Source organism: Bosea sp. BIWAKO-01, from assembly GCF_001748145.1.
Classification (GTDB): Bacteria; Pseudomonadota; Alphaproteobacteria; order Rhizobiales; family Beijerinckiaceae; genus Allobosea.
Genome location: NZ_BCQA01000001.1, coordinates 5,799,102 through 5,822,139 on the forward strand (window position 1 = coordinate 5,799,102; position 23,038 = coordinate 5,822,139).

The following is a 23,038-nucleotide window of genomic DNA, read 5'->3' on the forward strand; positions in this document are numbered from 1 at the left end:
AATGGGCAAGGTCATCGTAGTCACATCGGGCAAGGGCGGCGTCGGCAAGACGACATCGTCCGCCGCATTGGGGGCAGCGCTTGCGCATAATGGCGACAAGGTCGTGGTCGTCGATTTCGACGTCGGGCTGCGCAATCTCGACCTCGTCATGGGCGCGGAACGACGGGTGGTCTATGACATCGTCAACGTCATCCAGGGCGAAGCGAAGCTGACGCAGGCGCTGATCCGCGACAAGCGGCTGGAATCGCTCTACCTGCTGCCGGCCTCGCAGACGCGCGACAAGGACAATCTCACGCCCGAAGGCGTCGAGAAGGTCATTGCGGCGCTGAAAACGGCCTTCGACTGGGTCATCTGCGACAGCCCGGCCGGCATCGAGCGCGGCGCGACGCTGGCCATGCGCCATGCCGATGTCGCGATCGTGGTGACCAATCCGGAAGTCTCCTCGGTGCGTGATTCCGACCGGATCATCGGGTTGCTCGATTCCAAGACGCTCAAGGCCGAGCAGGGCGAGCGGATGGAAAAGCACCTGCTGCTGACCCGTTACGACCCGCTCCGGGCCGAGCGCGGCGACATGCTGAAGGTCGACGATGTCCTCGAGATCCTGTCGATCCCGCTGCTCGGCATCATCCCGGAAAGCATGGACGTGCTGCGCGCCTCCAATGTCGGCTCGCCGGTCACCCTGGCCGATGGCCGCAGCGCGCCGGCGATCGCCTATTTCGAGGCTGCGCGCCGCCTCAACGGCGAAAACCTGCCGGTAACTATTCCCGGTGAAAAGAAGGGCTTCTTCGGCAAGATTTTCGGAAGGAAAGCGGCATGAACTTCCTTCGTATTTTCACCCGCTCCCAGTCGTCGGCTCCCGCCGCCCGCGAGCGCTTACAGGTGCTGCTCGCCCATGAGCGCGCCTCGGTCGGCGATTCCGATCTCGTCACCAAGCTGCGCGACGAAATCCTGCGTGCAATCTCGAAGCATATGCAGATCGATGACGACCGGGTCAGCGTCAAGATGGAGCGCGGCGCCAAGGTCTCGACGCTCGCCGTCGATATCGAGATCCCGTTCGACGCAGACAAGAAGACGAAGAAGGCGGCCTGAGCGCCGCCCCACCCTCGCCCAGAGGCATCAGCCATGCTGGATCATCCGACCGGAGCGCGTATCCGGTCAGATAGTCCAGCATTTTGCGTTCGCACGCATCGAACGGGCTCGCGTCCGGGCCCGGCTCAGAGCCCGGTCAAAGCCTGACGATCGTCCTGCGAGCCGGCCCAGCTGAGCCACATGGCAGCGGTCCAGGAGAAGTCCGGGCCGCCGCATCCTGTGCCGTCGCGCGGGTCGAAATACTCCCAGAATCCGTTCTGCCGGACGAGATCGGCGCTGTCGCGCCGGAGCAGGCCAGCCTCCTCGGTCAGACCATAGGCCGCGAAGCCGTCGGCGATCATCCGGTTCATCATCAGCCAGACCGGGCCGCGCCAATAGCGCGTCGCATCGAAACGTCGATCGCGCGGGTCGCTGCTGGCGACGGAGAAGCCGGCTGCGGCACGGGTCGCCGCGAGATGGCGCTTGAGCGCGAGCGCATCCTCCTGGCTCGCCATGCGCGCATAGAGCGGGAGATAGGCGGCGCAGGTGACGGCCTCGCTGAGCCGCCCGCTGCGCAGGTCGAGCGACCGATACAGCCCGTCGGGCCCCTTGAGCCGCGACATCGCCTTCTCGCTGCGTGCGATCCAGCCTTGCAGAGCCGCGGCCTCTTCGGTGAAGCCCAGTACCTCCGCCAGCTTCAGAAGATCGCGATCGGCGCGCAGCAGGATTGACTGGATGCCGAGATCGCAGACCCGGAAGGAGAGCCCGCGCGCCACGGCCACCCCGTTCCAATGCAGGGCCTTAGCTTCCTCGACCAAGGTCATGACCCGGTTGTAGAAATCATGCGTCGGGCGGTGGGCCGCATCGACATGGCCGAGATCCTTGCGCAGATGCGCGACATCGACCTGCGGCACGACATTGGCGAGCGGCTCGTCCCAGTCCGGCGAATTGTCCCGCCCCGATTCCCAGGGGTGGACCATGGTGACGAGGCCGGTGCCGTCGGGGTCGCGGGTCTCATGCCACCAGCGATGCGAGGCGAAGAGTTTTGGGACGAGAGCCCGGATCCGCGTGGCATCGCGGCCGGAGAGCCCGTGCAGCACCCGCGCCGCCGTCGCTGCGACGGGAGGCTGCGAGATTCCCGAGGTCAGCGGCTGGCGCTGGATGCCCCAGGCCTCGGGGCCGGGATAATAGCCGTCAGCCGGGGCGCGGAACACGATATGCGGCACCATGCCATCGTCCCACTGGCCCTCGAACAGGGTCTCCAGCTCGCGCCAGGCACGGTCGAGATCGAAGGTGGCGAAACCGAGCGCGACGAAGGCCGAATCCCAGTTCCACTGGAACGGGTAGACGCGGCCATTGGGGACGGTGAAGCCGCCACGGTCGTTGCGGCGCAGCACGGCGCGCGCGGCCTCATCGCGGTCGGAGGGAGGTGTGGTCGACAGCATGGCTCAGGCTCCGGGATGAGTGCGGCCCGTTTCCGGGTCGATCCAGACAATGCGGGTGGGGTCGAGCGCCAGGCCGAGCGTTTCGCCCGCCGCGATCCGGGCCGCGGGGGGAGCAACGACACGGGCAAGGTCGTCGCCGATCCTGCCGGTGAGCAGGAGATGCGAGCCCATCGGCTCGGCGACCCGCACGGTGAAGGGCACGCCGCCGCCGGCATCGGTCAGTTTCGCGTCCTCGCCGCGGAAACCGAGGACGATCGGCCCGTCGGCAGGCGATGCCAGTGTGAGCCCGCCGAGCCGCGCCTGGCCGGAGGTCGCGACCGTGTTGACGAAATTCATCGGCGGCGAGCCGACGAAGCCACCGACGAAGCGGGTCGCCGGCCGCGAATAGACCTCGGTCGGCGTACCGATCTGCACGATATGGCCGCCATGCATCACCGCGATCCGATCGGCCAGGCCCATGGCCTCGGTCTGGTCATGCGTGACATAGATCGTGGTCGTTCCGGCCTCGCGGAGCACGCTGCGCAGCTCCGCCCGCATCTCGAGCCTGAGCAGCGCGTCGAGATTGGAGAGCGGCTCGTCCATCAGGAGCACGGCCGGCTCGACCGCGAGCGCGCGCGCCACCGCGACGCGCTGGCGCTGGCCGCCCGAGAGCTTGGCCGGAAAGCGCTCGAGATAGGGCTCGATATGCAGGAGCTCGGCCGCCTTGCGCACCCTGGCCTCGACGCGCGCCTGGTCGGCGCCCTTCATGCGCAGACCGAAGGCGACATTCTCGAACACCGTCATATGCGGGAAGACGGCATAGTTCTGGAACACCATGGCAAGGCCGCGCTGGGCGGGCTTCAGGGAGGAGACGTCGCGCTCGCCGATCATGACCTTGCCCGAGCTCTGCGCCTCCAGCCCGGCGATGATGCGCAGCAGCGTGGTCTTGCCGCAGCCGGAGGGGCCGAGCAGCGCGACGAATTCGCCATCCTCGACGGTGAGCGAAATCTCCTGCAGGGCAACCGCATTTCCGAACTGCTTGGCGACCTTGTCGATCAGGATCCCGGCCAACGGTCTCCTCCCTATTTGCTCGAGACGCCCCACATCGCGAACAGGTATTTCCTGACCGCGAAGATGAAGAGCACCGAGGGAATGATGAGAATGAAGCCGCCGGCGAAGCGGTAATGCAGCGGCGACTCGGAGAGCACGGTCAGCAGATAGGCGGTGAGTGTGCGCTCGCGCACGGTGAGCACCGAGGCGGCAAAAACCTCGTTCCAGGAGATGACGAAGGCGAAGATCGCCGCTGCCGCGATGCCGGGCAGCGCCAGCGGCAACACCACCTTGCGGAAGGCCTGCCAGCGCGTGCAGCCGAAGACCCAGGCCGCCTCCTCGTATTCGCGGGGAATGCCCATGAAGAGCGACGAGGTCACGAGCGCGGCGAAGGGCAGCGCCAGCGCGGTATGGATCAGCGAGACGCCGAAGGGCGTGTCGTAGAGCCCGACGCGGATGAAGATGACGGTCAGCGGCAGCGCCAGGATCGCCAGCGGAAAGGCGCGCGTCAGCAGCACCAGCAGGCGAAAGGCGCTCTGCCCCCGGAAGGCGAAACGCGCCAGGGCATAGCCCGCGGGCGCCCCGAGCAGGATCGAGAACAGCATGGTCAGCGATGCGGCGATGAGCGAATTCAGGGCGGCGTTCCAGACACCCTCGATCTTCAGGAACGTCGCGAGCGCCGCGAAGCCAGCATCGCCGGGCGCGAAGGATTTCGGCCATTTGAACACGGCGAGCCTGCCGCCCATGGCGCCGAGCCCGATCAGGTAGATCGGCACCAGCACCCAGGCGCAGAGCGCCAGGACGCCCGTGACATAAAGCCATTTGCGGGGCGCGCTCATCCTTGCGTCTCCGGATCGACGCGCAGCGCCTTGAGGTAGATGATCGTCGCCGTAAGCGAGATCACCATCACGAGCACGGCATAGGCGGCCGCGACACCGTAATTCTGGTTCTCGTTTTGCCAGGTGTAGGCTTCACCGACGATGATCGGGAAATTGCGCCCGCCGAGCGCATAGACCACCGCAAACACCTCGAAGGCCAGGACCGTGCGCAGGATCAGCGCCGATTGCAGGCTGGGCTTCAGCAGCGGCAAGGTGATCTTGCGGAACTTCGTCCAGGGGCTGGCGCCGAAGATGTCGGCGGCCTCGCCGAACTCCTTGGGAATGATCTGGATGCCGGCGACGAGAATGATCAGGACGATCGCGGTCGCACGCCAGATTTCGGCCAGGACGACGGCGAAGAACAGCGCAACCGGCGCCTCGCTGTTGAGATAGGCGGTCGGGCCGCTGATCACCCCGATCTGGAACAGCAGCGTGTTGAGATAGCCGGAATCCTGCAGGATCGCGAGCCAGACAAGGCCGGCCGCAAGGTCGGAGACGCCGAGCGGGATCGTCCAGATCCAGAGCACGAGTTCGCGCCCGCGCGTCATCCTCTGCAGCATCAGCCCCATGACGAGCGCGAGCGCCACCTGCAGCGGGATCACCACCGCGACGAGGGCGAAGGTGTTGCGCAGCGCGGTGGGAAAATTGAGGTCGCCCGCCATGCGGGCATAATTGGCGAGCGAGAACCCCTGCCCGCCATCGAAGGAGAGCAGGATGGTCTGGCCGAGCGGTATCAGGAAGAAGGCTGCGAGAAAGGCGACCGAGGGCGCGATCAGCAGATAGGGCAGCCAGCGCGGCTGGAGCATGGTCGAAGGCCTCTGCAAGGCGCTCCAGGGAGGCTGCGCTTCGGCCGGGGGGACCGGAGCGCAGCTTATCCGGAGCTCAGGTGACCGGGCAGGCGCCCTGGCTCGGCTTGTCGGGAGCCCAGCAGGGCGCGGCGGTCTGGATCATCAGGCTGCGCAGGATCTCGGCCTGAGCGTCCAGCACCGCGCGGATCGGCTCATTGCGCAGCACGATGCGCTGGAACGTGTCGAAATAGACCTTGTTGAACTCGCCGCCCTTGTCGCCGAGGCCGATCGGCAGGAGGGCGACGATCGCGTCCTTCGCCCCTTGCGTCTTGGCGACGCCGTCGGCGAGCAGCTTGACGCCGGCCGGCAGGTCGGGCGGCAGGGGCGCATCCACGACCGGGAAGAAGCCGACCTCCTGCGCCGCGGCAAGCTGCGTCGCAGGCTTCAGCAGGTGCTCGATCACGGCCGCGGCCTGGGCCCGGTTCGGCGCATCCTTGGCGATGGAGAGCCCGGCGATGACGGGCATATAGGCGCGCCCCTTGGCGCCGGCCGGAGGCGCCACGACGAGATACTGGTCGGGCTCGGCGGTCAGGGCGTCCTTGACGCGGGCGATATGGTCCCAGGCGATCCAGACCTCGCCGGCCATCAGCGGCTCCTGCATGAAATTATAGTTGTTGGCGTTGGGGTTCACGGTCGCCCAGAGCGCCTTGAAATCGGCCCAGCCCTTTTCGGCCGCGGCCGAGCGGAACTCGGTCACCATCGAGCCGGTATAGGAGGGCACGAGATTGCCCTGCACGAAGCGGGCGAACAGGCCCTTCGGACCGGCCGGGAAGCCGATGCGACGCTGGCCGGTCTTCTCCTGGATCGCCTTGCCCCAGGCTGTTAGCTGTTCATAGGTCAGCGCATTGACATCGGCGCCAGCCGGCAGGAAGGGCAGCGCCGCCTTCTTGACGACGAGGACGTAGGTCGCCTGCATCCAGGGGATATATTGCTGATTGGGCGTGCCGAGCTTGCCGAGTTCCATCAGCCCGGCCGGAATGCCGCTGGAGGCGAGCTTGGCCGCGATATCGTCGACCGTGTCGAGCGAGCCTGCCGGCACGAGCGGCTGTAATTCGCCATGCAGCGCGCCCATCAGGCTGATCGTGCGCTTGCCTGCCGCCTGCTCCGCCTTCATGCGCACGGCAAATTGCGGCGGCTCCTCGACCACATAGGTGGTTTTCGGCGCCCCCTTGAGCAGGACCTCGCGCACCTTCTGCGCCTCGTCGATCGGGCGCAGCTGCGTCGAGAGGAAAACGAGGTCCTGCGCCTTCGCTACGGGCGCCACGAGAATGGCCCCCGCCGCGACGGCGGCGCATGCCAGATGGTTGAGCGTCTTCATATCGTCCTCCCTGCCTCGCTTGTTCTGGTTTGCTTGGGATAAGGCCGGTTGCGAGCGCCTGGCCGTTTCCGTGATCGGATCAGCGACGCGCCTCCCCCAGCGAGGCGCGTGCAATGAACTCGACCGAATTGATCTCGGTCAGGTCGCGGGGGTCGGCTCCGCCGATGCGCGCCAACGCCATCTCCGCGAGGCGGCGGCCGGTCGCGGCGATGGGCAGCTCCATCGTCGCGAGCGCGGGGTCCGAGAAGGCGGAGGCGGGAATGTTGTCATGGCCGATGATCGCGATGTCGCGCCCGACGACGAGACCGCGCTCGCGGATGGCCCGCATCGCGCCCAGCGCCATGCTGTCGGTCGCACAGAGCAGCGCGGTGGGCTGCGCCGGCTGCGCCAGAATCAGCCCCGCCGCACGATAGCCGCCGGCCTCGTCGGCGCTGTCCTCGATGATCGCGCCGAAAATGCCGGCCTGGCGAAGGGCCCGCGCGAAGCCGCTGCGGCGCAGATGCGCGAAGGTGAAGGCCGAGGGCGCCGCAAGATGGCCGATCCGGCGGTGGCCGAGGGCGGCCAGGCGCAGCACGGCATCGTGGAACGCGGCCTCGCCATCCCCATCGACAAAGGCATAGGGCTCTGGAAAATCGCTACGCCCCATCGCGACGAAGGGAAAGCCGGCATCGGTGAGGTAGCGCAGGCGAGCATCCTCGCGGCGGGTGCGGACGACGATGATGGCGTCGGTGCGGCGGCCGTCGACAAGCCGGCGATAGGTCTTGAGCTCGTCGGGGCCGGGCAGCGCGGCGATCAAGGTCAGATCATAGCCCTGCTCCGCCAGCCGTTCGCCGATCGAGCCCAGCAGCTCTAGATAGAGCGGCTCGTTGAAATGGCCCGGCCCGGCCGGAAGCACCATCGTGACGATCTCGGTCAGCCCGCGACGCAACCGCCGAGCTGCGGAATTGGGCCGGTAACCGGCCGCCTCCGCCGCTGCCCGCACGCGGTCTCGCGTGGCGAGCGCAACATCGTCATAGCCGTCGAGCGCCCGCGAGACGGTGGTGATCGACAATCCCAGCGTTTGCGCCAGCGCGCGCAACGAGCTCATCGGCATCTCAATGGTTGGACGATCGGCGCCTCACGTTCAGGATAACCCGATCCAAAACGTTTTGGGAAGCCGGTTCAAGCTTGGCATGCGTCACGGCTTGCGGCCCCTGCGCGGCGTTTTTCCGGCTGAGGTCGCTCGTGCCTAGGCCCGGCGGGCTGCGGCCGAGAGGCGCACGGCCTCGGCAATCTGTGCAAACTGCTTGGCGAGCGGGCTCGTCTTGCGCCAGACCATGCCGATCGTGCGCGATGGCTGGGGGTCCTTGAAGCGCGTGACGCAGACCGAGGCCGAGCGTGTCTCGACCGCGACTGCCATCTCCGGAATCAAGGTCACGCCCATGCCGGCATCGACCATCTGCACCAAGGTCGAGAGCGAGCTTGCATCCAGCAGGTCGCGCGGGTGCATGGTGCGCGGGTTCTTGTTGCAGAACGAGAGCGCCTGCTCGCGAAAGCAATGCCCCTCCTCCAACAGCAGCAACCGCATTTCGTGAAGGTCTTCGCGATTGGGAGCCGGCTTCCCCTCCTCCTCGCGTGGCCGGACGAGGACGAAGCTCTCCGTGAAGAGCGCGGCCTCGGTCAGCGAAGGCTCCGAGACCGGCAGCGCCACGACCGCCATGTCGAGCCGGCCCTCATTCAACTCCTGCACGAGTTTCGGCGTCAGCGTCTCGCGCACATGCAGGTCCAGCCCGTCATGGAGGCCGGTCAGGTCGGCGATGAGGCCGGGCAGCAGATAGGGCGCGACCGTCGGGATCACACCGATGCGCAGCCTGGCGACGAGCCCGCCACGCGAGCTGCGCGCATAGTCCTCCAGCTCGTCGACCGAGCGCAGGATGTCCTTGGTGCGCAGCGCGATCTCTTCGCCGAAACTCGTCAGCCGGACCTGGCGCCGGTCCCGCTCGAAGAGTTCGGCGCCGAGCTCTTCCTCGAACGCCTTGATCTGCATCGACAGCGCCGGCTGGGAGATGGCGCAGCTCTCCGCCGCGCGTCCGAAGTGGCGCTGGCGGGCCAGCGCCTCGAAATAGCGGAGCTGTTTCAGTGTCAGGTTCGTCATAATCTTAGCTTATCGACGCAATCAGAAAATCGGAATTAATATAATGAAACCCTTTTGCTAAGAGGCTTCCAGCGAAGACGAGGAGCAGCCGATGTCGAGACCGCCTCGCGTTGTGAAGGCTGCTGGCGTTCGGCTCATGGCCGAGCTGGCCATCGCAGCCGCCGGCGCCCGTCGATCGCCCCTGTTTCCAGCCCACCGGCTGGCTGGCCTACGGAACGGAACGGGCCTTTGCAGCGCCCGCCCCGTTCGCCCGGCAGGCCATGACGGCGGATCGCCTGCCCCGGCACCGACCCGCCTGTGATCGAGAAACGCGCAATCAGCGTAACGTGAATTGGAGAGAATCATGAATGCGAAAACTGAGGGGGGAGCCGGGAAATGCCCGGTCGCTCACGGGACCAGCGGCACCCAGAGCCGCGACTGGTGGCCCAACCAGCTGCGCGTCGACTTGCTGAGCCAGCACTCGTCCAAGTCCGATCCGCTGGACCAGGCTTTCGATTATCGCCAGGAATTCAGCAAGCTCGACTACGAAGAGCTGAAGAATGACCTGCGCAAGCTGATGACCGACTCGCAGGACTGGTGGCCGGCCGATTTCGGCCATTACGGCCCGCAATTCGTCCGCATGTCCTGGCACGCCGCCGGCACCTATCGCCTGAGTGACGGCCGTGGCGGCGGTGGCCGCGGCCAGCAGCGCTTTGCCCCGCTCAACAGCTGGCCGGACAACGTCAATATCGACAAGTCGCGCCGCCTGCTCTGGCCGATCAAGCAGAAATACGGCCAGCGGATCTCCTGGGCCGACCTGATGATCCTCACCGGCAATGTCGCGCTGGAGACCATGGGCTTCCGCACCTTCGGCTTCGCCGCCGGCCGTGCCGATACCTGGGAGCCGGATCTCGACGTCAACTGGGGGGCCGAGACCGCCTGGCTGACGCATCGCCCGCTCGATACGTTCGATGCCCCGCTCAGCGCCACCGAAATGGGCCTGATCTACGTCAACCCGGAAGGCCCCGGCGCCAATGGCGACCCGCTCTCGGCGGCCCATTTCATCCGTGAGACCTTCGCCCGGATGGCGATGAACGACGAGGAGACCGTCGCGCTGATCGGCGGCGGCCATACCTTCGGCAAGACCCATGGCGCGGCGCCCGAATCCCACAAGGGTCCGGAACCCGAAGGCGCCGGCCTCGAGGCGCAGGGCCTGGGCTGGGCCAGCAACTATGGCACAGGCAGTGGAGCGGATGCCGTCGGCAGCGGCATCGAGGTCACCTGGACGCAGACGCCGGCGCAGTGGAGCAACCACTTCTTCGAGAACCTGTTCAAATACGAATGGGTGCAGACCCGCAGCCCCGGCGGCGCCATCCAGTGGGAGGCGAAGGACGCCGAGGACGTCATTCCCGACGCCCATGATCCCTCGAAGAAGCACAAGCCGACCATGCTGACGACCGATCTGTCGCTGCGCGTCGACCCGGCTTACGAGAAGATCTCGCGCCGCTTCCTGCAGAATCCGCAGGCCTTCGCGGAGGCCTTCGCCCGCGCCTGGTTCAAGCTGACCCATCGTGATCTCGGCCCGCGTTCGCGCTATCTCGGACCGGAAGTGCCCCGGGAGGAGCTGACCTGGCAGGATCCGGTGCCGGCCGTCGAGCATCCCCTGATCAATGACGAGGATGTCGCGGCGCTGAAGGCCAAGGTCCTGGCCTCGGGACTGAGCGTCTCCGAGCTCGTCGGCACGGCCTGGGCCTCGGCCTCCACCTTCCGTGGCGGCGACAAGCGCGGCGGCGCCAATGGCGCGCGCGTTCGCCTCGCGCCGCAGAAGGACTGGGAGGTCAACCAGCCCCTGCAGCTCGCCAATGTGCTCAAGGTCCTCAAGGGCATCCAGTCGGAGTTCAACCTGGCCGCGACCGGCGGCAAGGAGGTCTCGCTGGCCGACCTGATCGTGCTGGCGGGCAATGCCGGCGTCGAGCAGGCGGCGAAGGCTGCCGGCCAGAACGTCACCGTGCCGTTCTCGCCTGGCCGCACCGATGCCTCGCAGGGGCAGACGGACATCCATGCCTTCAACGTCATGGAGCCGCTGGCGGACGGCTTCCGCAACTACCAGAAGGCGGCCCTCAAGGTGCCGGCCGAGGTGGCCCTGATCGACAAGGCGCAGCTGCTGACGCTGACCGCGCCCGAGATGACCGTGCTGGTCGGTGGACTGCGCGCGATCAACATCAATGTCGACGGCACGAGCCACGGCGTCCTGACCGACCGTCCCGGCGCGTTGACGAACGACTTCTTCGTCAACCTGCTGGACATGGGCACGCAATGGAAGGCGAGCCCTGAGTCCAAGGACGTGTTCGAGGGCACCGACCGCAAGAGCGGCGCACCGAAATGGACGGGCACCCGCGTCGACCTCGTGTTCGGGTCGAACTCGGTGCTGCGTGCGCTGGCCGAGGTCTATGCCAGCTCGGACGCGCAGGCGAAGTTCGTGAAGGACTTCGTTGCAGCCTGGACCAAGGTGACGAATCTCGATCGCTTCGATCTGGTCTGATCCAGACGAATAATACCTTCAGCGGCCGCCCCCGGGCAGCCGCTGAAGCTCTGTCCTTGCCCGTGAGCCAGGCTCGGCTTCCGGCCAGGGGTCAGCGAGAGCCCGACGCCCCTGACGTCGATGGCCCCTGCCCCATCTTGCAAGATCCGGCTATTCCGGCCATCTGATGGGCCGCGTTCCCCAGCCAGACAGCATGCAGCCATGACAACCCAGACAGCCGAAAGCCGCAGCTTCGAAGCCGATGTCTCCCGCCTGCTCCATATGATGGTGCATTCGGTCTATTCGGACCGGGACGTCTTCCTGCGGGAGCTGATTTCCAACGCCGCCGACGCCAGCGAGAAGCTGCGCTACGAGGCCATCGCCAGGCCGGAGCTTCTCGGCGACGATCTGAAGCTCGCGATCACGATCGCGGCCGATCCGGAGGCCGGCACGCTCGTCATCGCCGATAACGGCATCGGCATGAGCCGCGACGAGATGATCGAGGCGCTCGGCACCATCGCCCGCTCCGGTACCCGCGGCTTCATGGAGCGCATCGCGACCGCCGAGGGCAAGGAAGGCGCACAGCTCATCGGCCAGTTCGGCGTCGGCTTCTACTCGGCCTTCATGGTCGCCGACAAGGTCGAGGTCGCCAGCCGCCGCGCCGGCAGCGACGAGGCCTGGCTCTGGTCATCGGACGGCAAGGGCGAATTCACCGTCGCCCCGGTCGCGCTGGATGATGCCCCTGTGCGCGGCACGCGCGTGACGCTGCATCTGATGGAGGATGCCAAATCCTATGCCGAGCGCTGGACGCTGGAGCGCATCGTCAGGGAACAATCCGGCCATGTGCCGGTACCGATCTCGCTGATCGAGAAGCCGGGCGCGGAGGCAACCACGCTGGCCGACGGCGCGGCGCTGTGGGCCAAGCCCAAGAGCGAGATCAGCACGCAGGACTACACGGATTTCTATCGCAGCGTCGCCGCGCAATATGACGAGCCGGCCGCGACGATCCATTTCCGGGCCGAGGGCCGCCACGAATACACCGCGCTACTCTTCGTGCCAGGCGGGCGTCCCTTCGACCTGTTCGACGCCGATCGCAAGGGCCGTATCAAGCTCTATGTGAAGCGCGTCTTCATCACCGACGAGGCTGAGTTCCTGCCGCGCTATCTGCGCTTCGTGCGCGGCATCGTCGACACCGCCGATCTGCCGCTGAACGTCTCGCGCGAGATGATCCAGGACAGCCCGCTGCTGAGCGCGATCAAGAAGGGCGTCACCAGCCGCGTTCTCTCCGAGCTGTCAAAGCTCGCCGAACAGGACGGCGATACCTTCGCCAGGATCTGGGAGAATTTCGGCGCGGTCATCAAGGAAGGGATCTACGAGGATTTCGAGCGCCGCGCCCAGTTGCTCGGGCTCGCCCGCTTCAAGACGACGGCCGCAAGCGACGGCCGGCGTAGCCTGAAGGACTATGTCGGGGCGCTCAGGGAGAACCAGACGGCGATCTACTATATCGCCGGCGACGACGCAGAGCGGATCGCGAATTCCCCGCAACTCGAAGGTTTTCGGGCGCGTGGCATCGAGGTGCTGCTGCTCAGCGACCCCGTCGACAGCTTCTGGGTCTCGGGAGCGCCGGAATTCGAGGGCAAGCCCTTCAAGTCGGTGACGCAGGGTGCTGCCGATCTCAGCCTGATCCCGCTTCTCGACAACGCGACGGCGCCCTCTGCCGAGACGAGCGAGGCGGTGCAGGCCCTGCTCGTAGCGATGAAGGAGGTTCTCGCGGACCAGATCGCCGATGTCAGGGCCTCCGACCGGCTGACCGACAGCGCGGTCTGCCTGGTCGCGGCGGAAGACGGTCCTGATCGCCAGTTCGAGCGGCTCTTGACCGCGGGCGGGCGCATCGAGCGCGCCAGCAAGCCGATCCTCGAGGTCAATCCGCGCCACGCGATGATCCAGGGACTGGCCGGCGTGCAGAACGAGGCCGTGCGCAGCGATGTCGCGAACCTCCTGCTCGACACCGCCCGCGTGCTCGACGGAGAGCGTCCCACCGATGCCAGGGCGTTCTCCGAGCGCCTGGGTCGGCTGGTCGCGCTTGGCCTCGCAGCCTCGTAGAGACCGAATGCAGCGTGCGTGCCGGTCCGGCGCGCACGCCCTCTCGGCTCCAGACGAACGTGCCGACTACGCGTCCGAGACCACCGTTTCCGGCGGGGGCCAAACCGGCCACGGAAAGCGGTCTTTTAGGCGCAAAATCAAGGCATTGCCCGATAATTCTAAGACTTTGAATCGCCTGGATCGACCTGCCCTCACGGGCAGGCATGAGCCTCAGCCGCTGGTCAGTTGAGCCTGCAGATCGGCGAAATCCGTGAACACCAGATCCGGCCATTGCGCGAGCAGCGCAGCAGGGGCGTTGTAGCCGAAGGTCACCGCCCCGCAGGCCATCCCGGCCTTGCGGGCAGCCTCGATGTCGCGAAGCTCATCGCCGATCGCAATCGCGCGCTCGCGCGGGATGCCAAGCCGCTTCGCTACAGCCTTGAACTTGGCGCTTTTTCCCCAGAGCGAGGCGCCGCAATCGAAGGCGCTGACATGGTCCGCGGCCCGGCCCAGCGTCCGCCGGATCGTCTCCTCCGCATTGGAGCTGACGACGGCGATCCGGATGCCATGACGGGCGAGATTTGCGAGCGCCTGTTCAACCCCGTCGAAGAGGCGAACCTCGCCCTGACTCTGCGCGTTGAGCTGGCGCATATGCGCGGCGATCGCCGGGAGCTTCCACAGGGGAACCCCGAGATGGGCCACGATCTCGCGGCTGCCCAGAGCCCGCAGATTGTCCCTCTCCTGCTCCTGGACCTCGCGGAAGCCAAATCGCCGGGCGGTCTCGTTCAGCACCGAACAGAACCACGGAAAACTATCGGCCAGCGTTCCGTCGAAATCGAAGATGGCGAGCGCGTAGCGAGGCATGGCCGGAGTCGAACCTGTGAGCGGTGTGCCGGCGATACCCTGATCGACAGCGGTTGAGGACATTCATTTGAATGAGATGTCGCTTGCGAGTGAGATGCTGCTGGCCCGATAGCGCGTCGCAAGCGCGGATCACAGCGCCAATTTCGGAAAGTCCGGTTTCGATGGAGTGACCGAGGTCAGCCGTGGGCGCGGTCCAGCAGCGGAAGCTCGAATGACCGAGAACGGAAAGTGGCGACACCGCCGGATCTCTTCGCCGGATGCATGGTTGTGACATAGTCTGGCGAAAAGTCGTCCGACGGTCATGAACCCACCGACATATCGCTGCTCGAACCGACGGGGCCGGCATGGATTACTTCAGGCGCTTCACCTTCCTGTTCGCGACGCCGAACTTCGACGCTGAGGATCTCGAGGGGATCCGGTTCAACCAGATCGTCGACGAGATCGAGCGCTCCGGCTTCGAGGTCGTCAAGGCGCGCAAGTTGGAAGATGCCGAGATCGCGGTCCAGACCGATGCAGCCATCGGCTGCATGGTGGTCGATTGGGGCAAGAAGGGGCTGGAAGGCAAGACGGCGCATCTGATCAACCTGATGCGCCGCCGCGGGCTCGACTTCCCGATCATCCTGCTGATCCGCCGCAAGCGCTTCGAGGACGTGCCGGTCGAGGTGCTCGACTTCATCGACGGCTATATATTCCTGTCGGAGGAAACACCGCCCTTCATCGCCAAGAGCCTTATCAGCCGCCTCAAGCAATATGCCGAGACGCTGAAAACGCCATTTTTCGGTGCGCTCGTCGACTATGCCGAAGAGGGCAATCACCTGTGGACCTGCCCCGGTCATAATGGCGGCGTCTTCTACAGCCGCAGTCCGATCGGGCGCGTTTTCATGGAGCATCTCGGCGAGGCGGTCTTCCGCGACGACCTCGACAATTCGGTGCTCGATCTCGGCGACCTGCTGACCCATGAGGGGCCCGCGCTGAAAGCGCAGAAGGAAGCCGCCCAGATTTTCGGCGCCGAGAAGACCTATTTCGTCCTCAACGGCACCTCGACCTCCAACAAGGTCGCGCTCGCGGCACTGGTCACGGATGGCGACCTCGTGCTCTTCGACCGTAACAACCACAAGGCCGCCCATCATGGCGCCCTGCTCATCGGCGGCGGGATCCCGGTCTATGTTCCCACCGTCCGCAACGCCTGGGGTCTGATCGGGCCGATGCGCTGGGACACATTCGACGAGGCAGCGCTGCGCGAGCGCATCAGGACGCATCCGCTGGTCACGGATCGGGATGCCTGGCAGAAGCCGCGCCCGTTCCGCGTCGCCGTGGTCGAGCAATGCACCTATGACGGCTCGATCCACAGCGCCGAGATGATCCTGCAGCGCATCGGTCATCTCTGCGATTACATCCTCTTCGACGAGGCCTGGGCCGGATTCATGAAGTTCCACCCGCTCTATGCCGGGCGCTTCGCGATGGGGCTCTCCGATCTCGGGCCTGACGCGCCCGGCATCATCGCGACGCAATCGACGCACAAGCAACTGGCGAGCTTCTCCCAGGCCTCGCAGATCCATATCAAGGACAGGCACATCCGGGGGCAGAAGCGCCGGGTCGAGCATCGACGCTTCAATGAGAGCTTCATGCAATATGCCTCGACCTCGCCCTTCTATCCGCTGTTCGCCTCGCTGGATGTCGGCGCGCAGATGATGAAGGGGCGCTCCGGCGAAGTGCTCTGGGACGATACGATCAAGCTCGGAATCGAGCTGCGCAAGAAGATCCGGGCCGTCCGGCGCGAATTCGAGGAGAAGGAAGCGCGGCCCGAGCGGCGCTGGTTCTTCGAGCCCTTCGTGCCCGACCGGGTGACGATTCCCGATGCATCGCGGCAGGGTGCGGTCCATGACGTCGCCTGGGAGATGGTCGCGACCGACCAGCTCGCCCTGGACCCGGCCTATTGGCAGCTCGCGCCGGGGGCGGCCTGGCATGGCTTTCCTGGACTGGAGCCGGGCTTTGCCATGACCGACCCCAACAAGCTGACGCTGCTGACGCCGGGCTTCGACCGCGCGACCGGCAGCTATGTCGAACACGGCATACCCGCGCCGGTCGTCGCCCAGTTTCTGCGCGAGAACCGGATCGTCGCCGAGAAGAACGACCTCAACTCGCTGCTCTTCCTGCTGACGCCGGGCGTCGAGGCGAGCAAGGCCGGCACCCTGATCAGCGGCCTCGTCGCCTTCAAGAAGCTGCATGACGACAACGCCCTGCTGGAGGAGGCGATTCCCGAGTTCTGCCGACGCCGGCCTTCGCGCTATGGCGGGGTCCGGCTGCGCGATCTCTGTGGCGAGATGCACCGGTTCTTCCGCGAGGCGGATGTCAGCGGACTGCAGGCCAGGCAGTTCTCGCCCGAGCACCTGCCGGAGATCGCGATGTCGCCTCATGACGCAGCGCGCTGCCTGGTGCGCAACGATGTCGACTACCTGCCGATCGACGCCATTGCCGGGCGCATCGCCACGACGCCCTTCGTCGTCTACCCGCCAGGCATCGCATCGATCGTTCCAGGCGAGCGACTGACCGCACGGGCCCAGCCGATGATCGACTACCTCAGGATGTTCGAGGCGAGTTTCAATGCCTTCCCCGGCTTCGATGTCGAGATCCAGGGCATCTATCGCGAGACCGATGCCACCGGGCGGGTGCGGCTCCACACCTATGTCGTGAGCGAACAGGCCCAGGGTTAAGATCAGCGGACCGGCAGCGACACGCCATGCAGAACGAAATCCCGATCATCATCCGCCCGTCGCGCGACGCCGATGTCGAGCCGATGCTGGCAATCTATCGCCGACATATCCGGCGCGGCATCGAGGCCGGGGTCGAGGACAGCGGCACGCCGCAGCCGGACGATCTGCGCGACCGGCGCAAGAACCTGCGTAACCGCCGCCTGCCGCATCTGGTCGCGACCTTGGGAGGGGAGATCGTCGGCTATGCCTATGTCGTCCTGTTCCGCAAGCGCCCGGCCTATCGCTTCACCGTCAAGCATTCGATCTATGTCCACCACGACCATCTCGGACGGGGGATCGGGCGCCTGCTGATGCAAGCGCTGATCGACGCCTGTGCGGCTGCGGGTTTCAGGCAGATGATCGGCTATATCGACGCCGAGAACACTGCCTCGCTTGCCCTGCACGAGCGCTTCGCGTTCGCCAGGGTCGGTCTGCTGCCGGGCGTCGCCTATCGCTATGGCAAATGGTCCGACAGCGTCATGGTGCAGCGATCGCTCGGCGCTGGCGCCACCTTGCCGGCGACGCCAAACGGCACGGCCTCGCCGACCTGAACTGCGCGCCTGGCGTTTCAAGCTGGGCCGCGACGGTCCGCCACCGCGATCCGTCGGCTCGCATCGCGGCCAGATCCTCCGGTCAGCCGCCCCACGGACGACCGTCAGTAGGCCTCCGGGACGTAGAGCTCCGGCGGAACGGCGTTTCGGGTGTAGTCGGGATGGCGCACCCGCTCCGGCAAGGTGATGTCCTGCTTCGGCACGGTTTCATAGGGTATCTGGCTGAGCAGATGTGCGATGCAGTTGAGCCGGGCCCGCTTCTTGTCGACCGCCTGAACCACCCACCACGGTGCGTGCTCCGTGTGGGTGCGATCGAACATCTCCTCCTTGGCGCGAGTATAGTCCTCCCAATGAACGCGGCTCTCCATGTCCATTGGCGAGAGCTTCCACTGCTTCAGTGGATCGGCGATCCGCATGCGGAAGCGGAATTCCTGCTCCTCGTCGGTGATGGAGAACCAGTATTTGATCAGGATGATGCCGGAGCGCACCAGCATGTGCTCGAAATCCGGAACGGAGCGGAAGAACTCCTCCAGCTCTTCCTGCGAGCAGAACCCCATGACCCGCTCGACCCCGGCGCGGTTGTACCAGCTGCGGTCGAACAGCACCATTTCGCCAGCCGTCGGCAGATGCGGCACATAGCGCTGGAAATACCATTGGTGGCGCTCGCGCTCGGTCGGCGCCGGCAACGCCACGACACGGCAGATCCGCGGATTGAGCCGCTGCGTGACGCGTTTGATCGCGCCGCCCTTGCCGGCAGAGTCGCGCCCTTCGAAGAGCACGACAACCTTGAGCTTCTTGTACTGGATCCAGTCCTGAAGCCGCACGAGTTCGTGCTGCAGGTTGAACAGCTCCCGGAAATAGACCTTCCGGTCCAGCGTCGGACCTCCTGAGCCCAGCCCCTCGGAGACAAGTTCGTTGAGCCGATCCTCCTCAAGCTGCAGCTCCAGCTCCTCGTCGAAGCTGTCGGCGATCTCCGCTTTGATCCGGTCCAGATCGATTGTCATGAGCTGCAAACCTTCGACATGCGTTTTGACAAATGAGGTACGGACGCACCAGGAGACCGCGGTCTTGCGGGGATCAAATCCACGCCATCCGCAGCCGAAATTCTTGTGCGCCCCTCGCCTGCCGCAGCAGTCTCGCCGGCTAAAGTGACGCTGCGATGACCCACATGCCCTGCGGTTTCTCAGGCGGAGCATAGCCGTACGGGGAACGGGCCAGAATTCCTGGTTTACGGCATCCTGTTCTTTGCCTCTGATGTCATCGAGACCGATATCCGGAGGGCGCGATGCGTGGATACCTGCTGGCCTGGCTCGTCTTTCTCGCGTCGCTTGCCCCAACGATGGCCCAAACCAGGCGCCCGGCAGCACCGGTGGCGACGCTTCCGCAGCTGAAAACCTGGACGGGCGATTTCGACGGCATGCAGGAGCGCCGCGTCGTGCGGCTGCTCGTCCCCTACAGCAAGTCGCTCTATTTCATCGATCGCGGGCGCCAATACGGCGTCGTCGCCGAGATCGGGCAACGCTTCGAGGCGTGGCTGAACGCGCGCCACAAGGCGAAGGCCCTGACCATCAGGGTCGGATTCGTGCCCGTCCCGCGCGAAGACCTCCTGCACGCGCTGAATGCAGGACGCGGCGATATCGTGGCCGGCAACCTGACGATCACGCCCGAAAGACAGGCGGAGGTCGATTTTGCCGATCCCTGGACGACGAGGGCCAGGGAGATCGTGGTGACCGGTCCGGCCGCCCCCGAACTCAAGGGCATCGACGATCTGGCCGGGCGGGAGATCTATGTCCGGGCCGACAGCAGCTATGCGACGCATCTGCGCGCGCTGAGCAAGGCGTTCGAGGGGCGCGGCCTCAAGGCCATCACCCTGAAACCCTCCGACCCCAATCTCGAGGATGAGGATATCCTCGAGATGGTCAGCGCCGGATTGCTGCCCTTCGCGATCGTCGACGACCACAAGGCCTCCCTCTGGTCGAAAGTCTACAAGGGTCTCTCGGTGCGCCCCGATCTCGCGATCAACGAAGATGGTTCGATCGCCTGGGCCATGCGCAAGAACAGCCCGCTCCTGCGCGAGGAACTCGCTGCCTTCATCAAGGAGCATCGGCTGGGGACCGCGTTCGGCAATGATGTCGGGCGCCGCTACTATGGCAGCGACCGGATCGTCAGGAATGCCTATGCGCCGGAGGACGAGAAGCGCTTCCGCGAGCTCGTTGCCCAGTTCAAGAGCCAGGGCGAAGCTTATCGCTTCGACTGGCTGATGCTGATGGCGCAGGGCTATCAGGAGTCGCAGCTCGACCAGAGCCGTCGCAGCCGCCGCGGTGCCGTCGGCGTGATGCAGCTGATGCCGAAGACCGCTGCGGCACCGCCGATCAGTATCGAAGGCGTCGACAAGGACGCCGCCAGGAATATCCAGGCCGGGGCCGCCTATATGCGGCACATCACCGAGACCTATATCGTCAGGGATGCTGCCGTCGATGCACGCAATCGCGTGCTCTTCGCCTTCGCGGCCTATAATGCCGGGCCGGGCAACCTGCGGAAATTCCGGCGCATAGCCCGCGAGAAGGGGCTGAACCCCACTATCTGGTTCGACAATGTCGAACATGCCGCCGCCCAGGTCGTGGGCCGCGAGACCGTCCAGTATGTCAGCAACATCTACAAATACTTCATCGCCTATTCGCTGATGCTCGAGCGCGAGCAGCAGCGCAGCGTCGCAGCAGAGGCACCGTGAGCCGGGGCGCCGGCGCCCGGTCAGCGCCATCCGCGGTCGGTCAGATGGTCGGACCGGCCATCATGCCCGGTGCGCGATTATTTCGGAAACAGGAACTGGAGCTGGGCCCTGAGCTGCCAGTCGGCGCCGCCGCTGGGCTTTGCGACGTTGTAATAGGCCGCGAGCTGCGCGTTGACGGGCTGGTGGCCGATCTTGAACACCCGACCAAAACCTCCGCCGATCGGCACCGTCCAGCGGTCGCCATGGCCGGCTTCCCAGTCGGCAGTGATGATCGGAGACGAGGTCAGGTACCAGCCGCCGTGGAAATTGTAGTTCACGAAGGGCTGCAGCGTCATCGCGTTGACCGCGCTGCGGTTGCTCTTACCCGCGAAGGACCAGACATTGTTGACGAGAACGCCGACGACCCAGGGCCCTTCGATGGCCAGGGCGACGAAGGCCGGACCGGCCGAGTACTTGCCGGCCGTGAGCGTCTTGTCGGTGCCGGTCGGGAACACGAAGGTCGGCCCGATGCCCCAGATGATGCCGTGCGTCGGCTGCTTCGGCGAGAAGAAGAAGCTCGGGTTGATGTCGCCGAGCCCGAACTCGCGCTCGCCATTCACCGTCAGGGCCGGTTGCGAGATCACCGGGGTGATCCAGCGCGTGATCAGGTTCCAGTCCTTGTTCAGCGTGATCGGGATCACGGGCTGGATGTTGAGGACGTTCTGCAGCTGCTTGTGCGGCCCGACATTGAAGTTGAAGTTGTTCTGGAAGGGCAGGCTGATCATGTCGGCAACGGGGTTCTGCGCCGCCTTGGCCAGATCGGCCGTGCTTTTCCCTGGTTCCTCCTGCGCGACCGCGAAAGAGCTCGCCAAGCCGATTGAGATGGCGAGCGCGAACCTCAGTGCCAAACGCCCGCAGCCATCGCGCCGTGCAGACATGAGATGCTCCGTCTGAAGTCCAGACCGCCTGCAGCCAGTGGAACAGAGTTCAGTTTGGGACGCTAGACCTCGCAACACCTGGCAAACATAAAGTTGAGCCTCCGTTGTTTGCGGGACACATCTGCGCGAAGATTGTGCGGCATCTCCAATCGCCGCAACATAAGCGATTGCCCCTCCGGGCCCCTCTGGCAAGGCCGGGTTCAGCCGCCCTACCCTAAGTTCAGGGCCAAGCCCCGATCACCTTCAGCCGGCTGGGTACGCCCCTGCTCAGGGCACCACCGGCGCCTGGTGCTCATCGTCGATCGAGCGCGTATCGCCTGTCCCGATCAGCGTTCGCGTCGCGTCGATCGAGGCATAGATCCAGAGGATCTTCATGCCCTCGGTCGCCGAGACGTTGCGAAACCGATGCGGCAGATTGGCGGGGATGAACGTGATGTCGCCCGCCGCGATCGGGTACTCGACCCCATCGATCTCGGCGATGGCCTGGCCCTCCAGCAGCATCACGCTCTCTTCGCAATTGTGGCTGTGCAGAGGGATCGCAGCCCCCGGCTCGAAGATGGTGATGCCATTGATGAAGCTGGTCGAGCCCGTGCGGCGCGTGACGAGCGGAATCGTTTTGGCTCCACCGCCGCGCTGGCGCGCCGGGATCTCGGACGGACGAAGAACGGCGGGCCTGGCGCGGGCCATATCCTGGACGGTCGACATGCGGGTCTCTCCTGATGGATTGAGTTCAGGACCGGACGGGTCCGATCAAAGGCGGCGTTCGGCTTCAGGCCGCGGCACGTCCCGACAGTTGCCGGCGCAATTCCGCGATCACAGCCTCCGCGAAGGCATCCGTGCCCAATCTGCCGCCGATATCGCGGGTGCGTGTCGCCGGATCGTCGAGGACGATATCGACCGCGCGTTCGATTGCACCCGCAGCCTCGATCAGCCTGGCGTTGGCGTCGCGCCGGCCGCGCCAGTCCAGCAGCATCGCCGCCGAGAGAATGAGGGAGGTCGGGTTCGCCAGGTTCTGCCCTGCGATATCAGGCGCGGACCCGTGCTGGGCCTGCGCGACGCAGATATCGTCGCCGGCATTGATCGAGCCGCCGAGACCGAGGCTGCCGGACAGCTCGGACGCCTCGTCGGAGAGGATGTCTCCGAACATGTTGGTCGTCACGATCACATCGAAGCGATCCGGCGACCGGACCAGCAGCGCGGCCGTCGCGTCGACGATCAGCTCCTCCAGCTCCACGTCCGGATAGTCCGCTGCCACCTTGCGGACCTCGCGCAGGAACAGGCCATCCGACAGCTTGACCACATTGGCCTTGTGGACGGCGGTGACCTTGCGGCGGCGGCCGCGCGCCAGCTCGAAGGCAGCGCGTGCGATGCGGGAAGAGGATTTCGCCGTGATCTTGCGGATCGACAACGCCATGTCAGGATCGGGCATGAACTCACCGCCGCCGGCGAACATGTTGCGGTCGGAGTAAAATCCCTCGGTGTTCTCGCGCACGATGACCAAGTCCATCGGCTTGCGCAGGATGCTCAGGCCCTCGCGCGATCGGCACGGGCGCAGATTGGCGAAAAGCTCGAAGACCACGCGCAGCTCGCCGGACGGATTGATGCCGCCCTTGTCGCGTGCCGGATAGTCATAGTGGGAGACCGGGCCGAGGATGACGCCATCGACCTCCGGAATCCGGGTCATGACGTCCTGCGGCAAGGTCGTGCCCTGCGCCTTCAGGCTGGCGAGGCCGATCTCGCGCGTCTCGACATCGAGCCCGAGCGCGAGCGCCGCGTCGGCAACCTCGAGTACGGCAAGGGTGGCAGCGGTGATCTCGGGCCCGATGCCATCACCGGGAAGAACCAGGATTTTCATGATGAACCTGCTGGGTTTGTCGGCCGGCTTGCGTGACGCGAGCGCCCTCCGGGGTGTTGTCACCG

19 protein-coding genes are annotated in these 23,038 nt (G+C 65.7%); 7 read left to right on the forward strand and 12 right to left on the reverse strand.

The genetic code is table 11. The annotated features are described in order from the left end of the window. The first annotated feature begins 1 nt into the window (after nt 1). Nucleotides 2–817: a septum site-determining protein MinD gene (gene minD / locus BIWAKO_RS27015; protein ID WP_069881280.1), complete on the forward strand. Its 816-nt coding sequence runs from the start codon at nt 2–4 to the stop codon at nt 815–817. Then, complete coding sequence (minE, locus tag BIWAKO_RS27020; RefSeq protein WP_069881281.1) at nt 814–1,089, forward strand: cell division topological specificity factor MinE; 276 nt, start codon at nt 814–816, stop codon at nt 1,087–1,089. The genes minD and minE overlap by 4 nt, the downstream gene beginning before the upstream one ends. A gap of 125 nt (nt 1,090–1,214) precedes the next feature. Here the strand turns inward: minE and BIWAKO_RS27025 are convergent, their stop codons facing one another. The 7 genes from BIWAKO_RS27025 to BIWAKO_RS27055 all read right to left on the reverse strand — a co-directional run bounded on the left by BIWAKO_RS27025 (nt 1,215) and on the right by BIWAKO_RS27055 (nt 8,720). Further along, a complete protein-coding gene (locus BIWAKO_RS27025; protein WP_069881282.1) occupies nt 1,215–2,513 on the reverse strand; it encodes an MGH1-like glycoside hydrolase domain-containing protein in 1,299 nt (432 codons plus the stop codon). Between the two features lie 3 nt (nt 2,514–2,516). Continuing rightward, the gene (locus BIWAKO_RS27030) at nt 2,517–3,563 is read right to left on the reverse strand and encodes an ABC transporter ATP-binding protein (RefSeq protein WP_069881283.1); all 1,047 of its coding nucleotides are present in this window, start codon (nt 3,561–3,563) and stop codon (nt 2,517–2,519) included. An 11-nt stretch (nt 3,564–3,574) separates the two neighbouring features. Further along, a complete protein-coding gene (locus BIWAKO_RS27035) occupies nt 3,575–4,381 on the reverse strand; it encodes a carbohydrate ABC transporter permease (protein ID WP_069881284.1) in 807 nt (268 codons plus the stop codon). Next, entirely contained in the window at nt 4,378–5,226 is an 849-nt protein-coding gene (locus BIWAKO_RS27040) for a carbohydrate ABC transporter permease (protein WP_069881285.1), read from the reverse strand. Before BIWAKO_RS27040 ends, BIWAKO_RS27035 begins: the two co-directional genes overlap by 4 nt. Before the next feature lie 76 nt (nt 5,227–5,302). Then, nucleotides 5,303–6,586: an extracellular solute-binding protein gene (locus BIWAKO_RS27045; RefSeq protein WP_084652357.1), complete on the reverse strand. Its 1,284-nt coding sequence runs from the start codon at nt 6,584–6,586 to the stop codon at nt 5,303–5,305. A 79-nt stretch (nt 6,587–6,665) separates the two neighbouring features. Then, complete coding sequence (locus tag BIWAKO_RS27050; protein WP_069882833.1) at nt 6,666–7,673, reverse strand: LacI family DNA-binding transcriptional regulator; 1,008 nt, start codon at nt 7,671–7,673, stop codon at nt 6,666–6,668. Between the two features lie 141 nt (nt 7,674–7,814). Next, nucleotides 7,815–8,720 (reverse strand): hydrogen peroxide-inducible genes activator, encoded by a 906-nt coding sequence (locus BIWAKO_RS27055; protein WP_069881286.1) that lies wholly within the window; start codon nt 8,718–8,720, stop codon nt 7,815–7,817. Nucleotides 8,721–9,063: 343 nt separating this feature from the next. On the opposite strand from BIWAKO_RS27055, the gene katG reads away from it, so the two are divergent. Then, nucleotides 9,064–11,241, forward strand: coding sequence for a catalase/peroxidase HPI (gene katG, locus BIWAKO_RS27060; protein WP_069881287.1), 2,178 nt, complete (start codon nt 9,064–9,066; stop codon nt 11,239–11,241). 201 nt (nt 11,242–11,442) lie between these two features. Further along, nucleotides 11,443–13,323, forward strand: coding sequence for a molecular chaperone HtpG (gene htpG / locus BIWAKO_RS27065; protein WP_069881288.1), 1,881 nt, complete (start codon nt 11,443–11,445; stop codon nt 13,321–13,323). 210 nt (nt 13,324–13,533) lie between these two features. On the opposite strand, the gene BIWAKO_RS27070 is transcribed toward htpG, so the two are convergent. Further along, complete coding sequence (locus BIWAKO_RS27070) at nt 13,534–14,166, reverse strand: HAD-IA family hydrolase (protein ID WP_069882834.1); 633 nt, start codon at nt 14,164–14,166, stop codon at nt 13,534–13,536. 344 nt (nt 14,167–14,510) lie between these two features. Here BIWAKO_RS27070 and BIWAKO_RS27075 point away from each other — a divergent pair, with 344 nt between their 5' ends. Further along, entirely contained in the window at nt 14,511–16,880 is a 2,370-nt protein-coding gene (locus tag BIWAKO_RS27075; protein WP_069881289.1) for an Orn/Lys/Arg family decarboxylase, read from the forward strand. 26 nt (nt 16,881–16,906) lie between these two features. Next, nucleotides 16,907–17,470 carry a GNAT family N-acetyltransferase gene (locus BIWAKO_RS27080; protein WP_069881290.1) on the forward strand — a complete coding sequence of 188 codons (564 nt, stop codon included), beginning with the start codon at nt 16,907–16,909 and terminating at the stop codon, nt 17,468–17,470. Nucleotides 17,471–17,574: 104 nt separating this feature from the next. On the opposite strand, the gene ppk2 is transcribed toward BIWAKO_RS27080, so the two are convergent. Continuing rightward, entirely contained in the window at nt 17,575–18,474 is a 900-nt protein-coding gene (gene ppk2 / locus BIWAKO_RS27085; protein ID WP_069881291.1) for a polyphosphate kinase 2, read from the reverse strand. Nucleotides 18,475–18,755: 281 nt separating this feature from the next. On the opposite strand from ppk2, the gene BIWAKO_RS27090 reads away from it, so the two are divergent. Beyond that, nucleotides 18,756–20,201: an MltF family protein gene (locus tag BIWAKO_RS27090; RefSeq protein ID WP_069881292.1), complete on the forward strand. Its 1,446-nt coding sequence runs from the start codon at nt 18,756–18,758 to the stop codon at nt 20,199–20,201. Nucleotides 20,202–20,278: 77 nt separating this feature from the next. Here the strand turns inward: BIWAKO_RS27090 and BIWAKO_RS27095 are convergent, their stop codons facing one another. The 3 genes from BIWAKO_RS27095 to BIWAKO_RS27105 form a co-directional block, all read right to left on the reverse strand. Continuing rightward, the gene (locus tag BIWAKO_RS27095) at nt 20,279–21,118 is read right to left on the reverse strand and encodes a hypothetical protein (RefSeq protein ID WP_069881293.1); all 840 of its coding nucleotides are present in this window, start codon (nt 21,116–21,118) and stop codon (nt 20,279–20,281) included. Between the two features lie 267 nt (nt 21,119–21,385). After that, nucleotides 21,386–21,823, reverse strand: coding sequence for a cupin domain-containing protein (locus BIWAKO_RS27100; protein WP_244523562.1), 438 nt, complete (start codon nt 21,821–21,823; stop codon nt 21,386–21,388). Nucleotides 21,824–21,887: 64 nt separating this feature from the next. Further along, nucleotides 21,888–22,973, reverse strand: a complete 1,086-nt coding sequence (locus BIWAKO_RS27105; RefSeq protein ID WP_069881294.1) for an isocitrate/isopropylmalate dehydrogenase family protein — start codon at nt 22,971–22,973, stop codon at nt 21,888–21,890. Nucleotides 22,974–23,038 lie beyond the last annotated feature (65 nt).